The sequence below is a fragment of the Streptomyces sp. NPDC046831 genome (assembly GCF_040645305.1).
GTDB lineage: Bacteria > Actinomycetota > Actinomycetes > Streptomycetales > Streptomycetaceae > Streptomyces.
Genome location: NZ_JBEYXZ010000046.1, coordinates 41,307 through 48,507, shown reverse-complemented (window position 1 = coordinate 48,507; position 7,201 = coordinate 41,307). Strand labels below are relative to the sequence as shown.

Genomic DNA, 7,201 nt, shown 5'->3' with positions numbered 1-7,201 from the left:
CGCAGCACCCACGGGTCGAACGGCTTGGAGATGTAGTCCACCGCGCCCGCCGCGTAGCCCCGCCTCGGCGCAGGCGGTGGCCACCGCCGCCCCTGCGGACTCACCACCAGGCCACCCTCCCGCCCCCAGCGCAGACGATCAGCCCGGACCTCGGTCCGCCCCGGTCCGTCGCAGACGACCAGCCCGGGCCCCCGGTCCGCCCCGGCGCCACCGCAGACGACCAGCCCGGCCCCAGAACCACCACCCTGCCCCGCCGCCATGCGGAAGCCCACCGCCCCCGCCCCGCCCGGCCCCGCCCGGCCCCGCCCCGGCGCCTGCGCCGGGCAGTCGGGCTAGGCTCTGGCCAGGACGAACCTGATCCGACGGGAGGCCGGGATGACGGCGCCGGGGCGCAGAAGCAGTACCTTCACACGGCTGCTGCGGCACGGCTTCACGGAAGCCGCCGCCGCCGAACGGCTCCTCGAGGCGCCGGAACTCGCCCCCGTGCGCAACGACCCCGTGCTGCTGGAGGCGCTGGGGGCGACCGCCGACCCGGACCTCGCGCTCGGCGGCCTGGTCCGGCTCCTGGAGGCCCAGCCGGACGCCACGGCCCGGCGGGAACTGCTCGACACGCTGATAGCGGCCAAGCCGCTGCGCGACCGGCTGCTCGGCGTGCTCGGCGCCTCCGCCGCGCTCGGCGACCACCTCGCCCGGCACACCGGCGACTGGCGGGCGCTCGTCACCTACGAGCCGCACGACCTGCATCCCGGCCTGGAGGAGTTCGAACGCGGGCTCGCCGGGGCGGACGACCCGGTGTCGCTGCGCGTGGCCTACCGGCGCTGCCTGCTGTCCATCGCCGCCCGCGACGTGTGCGGCACCATCGACGTCGCCCAGACCGCCGCCGAACTCGCCGACCTCGCCACCGCCACCCTGCGCGCCGCGCTCCGCATCGCCCGCGACGCCGCGCCCGAGGACGCCGCGGCCTGCCGGCTCGCCGTCATCGCGATGGGCAAGTGCGGCGGCCACGAGCTGAACTACGTCTCCGACGTCGACGTCATCTTCGTCGGCGAGCCCGCAGGGAACGGGGAGGGCGCCGACGAGGGCAAGGCGCTGCGCGCCGCGACCCGGCTCGCCGCGCACCTGATGCGGATCTGCTCCGAGACCACCGTCGAGGGCTCCATCTGGCCGGTCGACGCCAACCTGCGCCCCGAGGGCCGCAACGGCCCGCTGGTGCGCACCCTCAGCAGCCACGTCGCCTACTACCGGCGCTGGGCCAAGACCTGGGAGTTCCAGGCGCTGCTCAAGGCCCGCCCGGTGGCCGGCGACGCGAAGCTCGGCGAGGAGTACGTCCGCGCCCTCGACCCCCTGGTCTGGCAGGCCGCCGAGCGCGAGAACTTCGTCGCCGACGTGCAGAAGATGCGCCGCCGGGTCGTCGAGAACATCCCCGCCGCGGAGGTCGAGCGCGAGCTGAAGCTGGGGCCGGGCGGCCTCAGGGACGTGGAGTTCGCCGTCCAGCTGCTGCAGCTGGTGCACGGCCGCACCGACGCCTCCCTGCGCAGCGGCACCACCCTCGACGCGCTGAAGGCCCTGGCGGCGGGCGGCTACGTCGGGCGCGCCGACGCGGTGCAGCTGGAGGACGCCTACCGCTTCCTGCGCTCCCTGGAGCACCGCATCCAGCTGTACCGGCTGCGCCGCACCCACCTCCTGCCCGAGGACGAGGCCGACCTGCGCCGCCTCGGCCGCTCCCTCGGCCTGCGCACCGACCCGGTCGGGGAGCTGACCCGCGAGTGGCGCCGGCACTCGTCCGTGGTGCGTCGCCTGCACGAGAAGCTGTTCTACCGCCCGCTGCTCGACGCGTTCGCCCAGCTCGCTCCCGGCGAGGCGCGGCTCAGGCCGGAGGCGGCCCGCGAACGGCTGGTCGCCCTCGGCTACGCCGACCCGGCCGCGGCCCTGCGCCACCTGGAGGCGCTGGCCTCCGGCGTCACCCGGAAGGCCGCCATCCAGCGGACCCTCCTGCCCGTGCTGCTGGGCTGGTTCGCGGACTCCGCCGACCCGGACGCGGGCCTGCTGAACTTCCGCAAGGTGTCCGACGCGCTCGGCAAGACGCCCTGGTACCTGCGGCTGCTGCGCGACGAGGGCGCCGCGGCGGAGAACCTGGCGCGCGTGCTGTCGGCGGGCCGGCTCGCCCCCGACCTGCTGATGCGGGCGCCGGAGGCCGTGGCGCTGCTCGGCGACGGCGACGGAAGCGGACTGGAGCCGCGCGGGCGGGCCCACCTGGAGCAGGAGATCCTCGCCGCCGTGCGCCGGGCGGGCAGCGCCGAGCAGGCGGTCACGGCCGCACGCGGGGTGCGGCGCCGGGAGCTGTTCCGCACCGCCGCCGCCGACGTCGTCGGCTCGTACGGCACCGAGGCCCAGCCGGCCGAGGCCGACCAGGGCGCGCTCGTGGACCGGGTCGGCGGCGCGGTGTCGGACCTGACGGCGGCGACGCTGGCGGGGACGTTGCGGGCGGTCGTGCGCGAGGGCTGGGGCGAGACGCTGCCGACCCGGTTCGCCGTCATCGGCATGGGGCGGTTCGGCGGGCACGAGCTGGGCTACGGCTCCGACGCGGACGTGCTGTTCGTGCACGAGCCGCAGGACGGCGTCGAGGAGCGGGAGGCGGCCGAGGCGGCGAACCGGGTCGTCGCCGAGATGCGGCGCCTGCTGCAGATCCCGAGCGCGGACCCGCCGCTGCTGATCGACGCGGACCTGCGGCCCGAGGGCAGGTCGGGGCCGATGGTGCGGACGCTGAAGTCGTACGAGGCGTACTACCGGCGGTGGTCGCTGGTGTGGGAGGCGCAGGCGCTGCTGCGGGCCGAGCCCGTCGCCGGGGACGAGGACTTGGGGCGCCGGTTCGTGGAGCTGGTCGATCCGCTGCGGTATCCCGAGCGCGGGCTCGACGAGGACGCGGTGCGGGAGATCCGGCGGCTGAAGGCGCGGATGGAGTCCGAGCGGCTGCCGCGCGGCGCCGACCCCAAGCTGCACACCAAGCTGGGGCCGGGCGGGCTGTCCGACGTCGAGTGGACGGTGCAGCTGCTGCAGATGCGGCACGGGGCGGGTCGGGCGGCGCTGCGCACGACGCGGACCCGGGCGGCGCTGGCGGCGGCACGGGAGGCCGGGCTGCTGTCGGAGGAGGACGCGTCGATCCTCGACGAGGCGTGGGTGCTGGCGACGCGCGTGCGCAACGCGGTGATGCTCGTGCGGGGCCGGGCGGGGGACACGTTCCCGACGGAGCCGCGGGAGCTGGCGGCGGTGGGGCGGTACCTGGGATACGGGCCGGGGCACGTGGGGGAGATGCTGGACGACTACCGCCGCACGGCCCGCCGGGCCCGGGCGGTCGTGGAGGAGCTGTTCTACGGCGGCTGACGTCCCCGGGCCCGCGCGCCGCCCGGGGGTCACGCCCGGGTGGGCAGCGCGGTCCTCGGCGCCGGGACGGGGCGGGGCAGGGCGTGCGGGAGGGCGCCGTACCAGCAGAACGCCACCGTGAAGCCGAACGCCAGGCACAGCGCGCCGCCCACGGCGTCCAGCCAGAAGTGGTTGGCGGTGGCGACGATGACCACCAGCGTCACCGCCGGGTACAGCAGCGCCAGCACCCGCACCCACGGCACGGCCGCCAGCGCGAAGACGGTCACGCCGCACCACAGCGACCACCCGATGTGCATCGACGGCATCGCGGCGTACTGGTTGGACATGTGCTTCAGGTCGCCGGAGGCCATCGAGCCCCACGTCCGGTGGACCTGGACGGTGTCGACGAAGCCGCCCCCGCTCATCAGCCGCGGCGGGGCCAGCGGGTACAGGTAGTAGCCGACCAGGGCGACACCCGTCGTCGCGAACAGCACCAGTCGGGCCGCCGCGTAGCGTCCGGGATGGCCGCGGTACAGCCACACGAGGACTGCGAGGGTCACCGCGAAGTGCAGGGTGGCGTAGTAGTAGTTCATCCCGACGATCAGCCAAGTCACCGAGTCGGCGGCGTGGTTGACGGACCGTTCGACGGCGATGCCGAGCTCGTGCTCCGCGCGCCAGATCCAGGAGGCGTTGCGCAGGGCCTCGGCCTTCTGCTCCGGGACCGCGTTGCGGATCAGCGAGTAGGTCCAGTAACTCACCGCGATCAGCAGGATCTCGACCCACAGCCGGGGCCGGCCGGGTGTGCGCAGCCGGTGCAGGACGCTTTGCCCGGCTTGCTCCGTGACCGGGTGCGGAACGGCCTCTTCGGGGCCTTCCGGTCGCGTCACGGTCGTCTCACCCATGGGTACAGAGTCTGCCAGAAAAGCCGCCGCCCCCCGATCATCCCCTGGCCGGATTCCGCGGCCGTACGGCCCCGTCCCGCCGACGCGGGGCCCTCCGCATCAGGGGCGATGCCGGTCGCCCGGGGCCGACGCCGTCGAACCGCGCACCACGAGCTCCGGCATGAAGACGAACTCGCTGTGCGGCGCGGGGGTTCCGCCGATCTCCTCCAGCAGCGTGCGCACCGCGGCCTGGCCCATCGCCGGGACGGGCTTGCGGATCGTCGTCAGGGGCGGGTCGGTGAAGGCGATCAGCGGGGAGTCGTCGAAGCCCACCACCGAGACGTCCCGGGGCACCTCCAGGCCCCGCTGCCGGGCCGCCCGGATGGCCCCGAGCGCCATCATGTCGCTGGCGCACACCACCGCCGTGCAGTCCCGGTCGATGAGCGCCGCGGCGGCGGCCTGGCCGCCCTCCAGGGTGTAGAGGGAGTGCTGGACGAGGTCCGACTCCACCGTCTGGGCGCTCAGCCCGAGCTGGTCCTGCACCGCGCGGACGAACCCCTCGATCTTGCGCTGGACGGGCACGAACCGTTTGGGCCCGAGGGCCAGGCCGATCCGGGTGTGGCCGAGGGACACCAGGTGGGTGACGGCCAGCGTCATGGCGGCCCGGTCGTCGGGGGAGATGAACGGCGCCTGCACCTTCGGGGAGAAGCCGTCCACGAGGACGTAGGGCACGCCCTGCGCCCGCAGCCGCTCGTAGCGCTCCATGTCGGCGGTGGTGTCCGCGTGCAGTCCGGAGACGTAGATGATGCCGGCGACGCCGCGGTCCACCAGCATCTCGGTCAGCTCGTCCTCCGTGGACCCGCCCGGCGTCTGGGTGGCGAGCACCGGGGTGTAGCCCTGCCGGGTCAGCGCCTGCCCGATGACCTGGGCCAGGGCCGGGAAGATGGGGTTCTCCAGCTCCGGGGTGATCAGGCCCACCAGGCCCTCGCTGCGCTGCCGCAGCCGGACGGGGCGCTCGTAGCCCAGCACGTCCAGGGCGGCCAGCACGGACTGGCGTGTGGTGGCGGCGACGCCCGGCTTCCCGTTGAGGACGCGGCTGACGGTCGCTTCGCTCACCCCCGCCTGAGCAGCGATGTCGGCAAGCCGTGTGGTGGTCACGGAATTGGACTGTACCGGTCGTATGGGGGCTTGCCCACCGACCGCACGCCTGGCGCGGGCCCTGGTGCGGCCCGCTGCGGGCTGCTGCGTCATCGCGTTCCCTCGTGTTCTGGTCGGCGTCCCGTCCGCAAGGCGATGGTCTCCCCGTCGCGGCGGCATGGCAAGAGCTTGCAGAGTCTTGCACAAGTGTCCAGTGGCCCGCTGAACGGCGGGAAACCAGGAGGACGCGCACGAGGAGGGGAGGTCACGGACCGGTAACTCCCTCGATCTCTTGCACTTTTTTGCTGCAAGGTCTTTCGCGGCGCTTACATCGCTGTTACGTTCACCGTCGCCCGGCTGCCTCCCCCTCTCGGCCTCGCCCGAGCGGGGACCCCCACCGGCGCAGTCGGCAAGTCGGCAGGGGCGGCGGACGGGCCCGCCCCCTGTTCACGGGCTTTCACCCTCAAGGAGAACTCATGCGGCGTGGCATAGCGGCCACCGCGCTGGTGGCGTCCCTCGCCCTGGCGGCGACGGCGTGCGGCGGGAGCGACAGCGACGGCAAGTCGGACGGCCCGGTGACCATCACCTGGTGGGACACCTCCAACGCCACGAACGAGGCGCCGACGTACCAGGCCCTGGTGAAGCAGTTCGAGGCTGCCCACAAGGACATCAAGGTCAAGTACGTCAACGTGCCCTTCGACCAGGCGCAGAACAAGTTCGACACGGCCGCCGGCTCCAAGGGCGCCCCGGACGTGCTGCGCTCCGAGGTCGGGTGGACGCCCGCCTTCGCCAAGAAGGGCTTCTTCCTGCCGCTGGACGGCACCGAGGCCCTGGCGGACCAGAAGCAGTTCCAGTCCAGCCTGATCGAGCAGGCCCAGTACCAGGGCAAGACCTACGGCGCGCCGCTGGTCACCGACACCCTCGCGCTGGTCTACAACAAGCAGCTGTTCCAGAAGGCCGGCGTCACCGAGGCGCCGCGGACCTGGGACGAGCTGAAGTCCGCCGCCGCCAAGGTGAAGGACAAGACGGGCGTCGACGGCTACTGGGGCTCGACCCAGGGCTACTACGCCCAGACCTTCCTCTACGGCGAGGGCACCGACACCGTCGACGCCTCCGCCAAGAAGATCACGGTGAACTCGGCGCCCGCCAAGAAGGCCTACGGCACCTGGCTGAGCCTGTTCTCCGGCAAGGGCCTGCACAAGGCGGACACCACCGCGGACGCCTACGCCCACATCCAGGACGCCTTCGTCAACGGCAAGGTCGCCGCGATCATCCAGGGCCCCTGGGAGATCACGAACTTCTACAAGGGCGCCGCCTTCAAGGACAAGGCCAACCTCGGCATCGCCACCGTCCCGGCCGGCTCGGCCGGCAAGCCGGGCGCCCCGACCGGCGGCCACAACCTCTCGGTCTACGCCGGCTCGGACAAGGCCCACCAGGAGGCGGCGCTGAAGTTCGTGAACTTCATGACCTCGGCGAAGTCGCAGGAGACCATCGCGCTGAAGAACTCCACGCTGCCCACGCGCGCGGACGCCTACACCGCCCAGGTCAAGGCCGACCCCGGCATCGCCGGCTACCAGGGCGTGCTCGCCGCTGCCCGGCCGCGCCCGGCCCTGCCCGAGTACAGCTCCCTGTGGACTCCGCTCGACACCGAGCTGCCCAAGATCGCCGGCGGCAAGGAGTCCCTGGACAAGGGGCTGAGCAACGTCGAGCTCGCCTTCACCAAGCTGGTCCCCGACTTCGGCAAGTGAGGCCCTCCGGCCGCCGGATCCGCCCCTCGAAGCGAGCGGGCGGATCCGGCGGCCGCCGGCCTGCCGCCCCGGCCC

At 73.7% G+C, this 7,201-nt stretch carries 4 protein-coding genes and 1 pseudogene; 2 read left to right on the top strand and 3 right to left on the bottom strand.

Translation table 11 applies throughout. The annotated features are described in order from the left end of the window. Positions 1-62 (bottom strand): annotated as a pseudogene (locus ABZ920_RS27995) (response regulator); the annotation flags it as partial. A gap of 313 nt (positions 63-375) precedes the next feature. Between ABZ920_RS27995 and ABZ920_RS27990 the strand changes: the two are divergent. Beyond that, on the top strand, positions 376-3,381 hold the full coding sequence (locus tag ABZ920_RS27990; RefSeq protein WP_361510719.1) for a bifunctional [glutamine synthetase] adenylyltransferase/[glutamine synthetase]-adenylyl-L-tyrosine phosphorylase: 3,006 nt from the start codon (positions 376-378) through the stop codon (positions 3,379-3,381). 29 nt (positions 3,382-3,410) lie between these two features. Here the strand turns inward: ABZ920_RS27990 and ABZ920_RS27985 are convergent, their stop codons facing one another. Continuing rightward, entirely contained in the window at positions 3,411-4,262 is an 852-nt protein-coding gene (locus tag ABZ920_RS27985; RefSeq protein WP_361510716.1) for a phosphatase PAP2 family protein, read from the bottom strand. A gap of 99 nt (positions 4,263-4,361) precedes the next feature. Continuing rightward, positions 4,362-5,492: a LacI family DNA-binding transcriptional regulator gene (locus tag ABZ920_RS27980; protein ID WP_361510713.1), complete on the bottom strand. Its 1,131-nt coding sequence runs from the start codon at positions 5,490-5,492 to the stop codon at positions 4,362-4,364. Positions 5,493-5,854: 362 nt separating this feature from the next. Between ABZ920_RS27980 and ABZ920_RS27975 the strand changes: the two genes are divergently transcribed. Next, on the top strand, positions 5,855-7,126 hold the full coding sequence (locus tag ABZ920_RS27975) for an extracellular solute-binding protein (RefSeq protein WP_361510710.1): 1,272 nt from the start codon (positions 5,855-5,857) through the stop codon (positions 7,124-7,126). Positions 7,127-7,201 lie beyond the last annotated feature (75 nt).

Bases quoted from the DNA above. Each gene is read 5' to 3' on its own strand.
- ABZ920_RS27990 (WP_361510719.1), top strand. From the start codon at position 376: ATGACGGCGCCGGGGCGCAGAAGCAGTACCTTCACACGGCTGCTGCGG.
- ABZ920_RS27985 (WP_361510716.1), bottom strand. From the start codon at position 4,262: ATGGGTGAGACGACCGTGACGCGACCGGAAGGCCCCGAAGAGGCCGTT.
- ABZ920_RS27980 (WP_361510713.1), bottom strand. From the start codon at position 5,492: ATGACGCAGCAGCCCGCAGCGGGCCGCACCAGGGCCCGCGCCAGGCGT.
- ABZ920_RS27975 (WP_361510710.1), top strand. From the start codon at position 5,855: ATGCGGCGTGGCATAGCGGCCACCGCGCTGGTGGCGTCCCTCGCCCTG.